Origin of the sequence: Pseudomonas sp. Pseusp97, assembly GCF_047304025.1 — a bacterium.
Classification (GTDB): Bacteria; Pseudomonadota; Gammaproteobacteria; order Pseudomonadales; family Pseudomonadaceae; genus Pseudomonas.
Window position 1 is genome coordinate 1 of the sequence record NZ_JBGLYK010000512.1, and the last position, 350, is coordinate 350.

General features: G+C 70.9%; 2 pseudogenes. Both read left to right on the forward strand.

The features are described from left to right. Positions 1-144: pseudogene (locus tag ACCC94_RS30160) on the forward strand (cobalamin biosynthesis protein); the annotation flags it as partial. Continuing rightward, positions 144-350, forward strand: a pseudogene (locus ACCC94_RS30165) (threonine-phosphate decarboxylase); the annotation flags it as partial. The pseudogenes ACCC94_RS30160 and ACCC94_RS30165, both read left to right, overlap by 1 nt.

Sequence of the window (350 nt, forward strand, 5' to 3'; positions counted from 1 at the left end):
CGCTACCACGGCGAGCTCCACGAGCGCCCGCAGCTGGGCGAAGGCCCGGCGCCCGCCGCCACGGACATCTGGCGTGCGCTGGCCGTGGTGCGCCAGGGCGTGCTGCTGTGGCTGGCGGTCATCCTCATCCTGGGAGTGCTCTGATGCTCGAACATGGCGGACGGTTGCGCAAAGCGGCGCAGCAATACGGTATTCCGCTCGCCGAGTGGCTGGACCTGTCCACCGGTATTTCGCCCTGGCCCTGGGCGTTACCCAGTGTTCCGGCGGCGTCATGGATGCGCCTGCCCGAGGACAGCGACGGCCTGGAGGCCGCCGCGCGCCGCTACTACGGCGCCGAGAAGCTGCTGCCG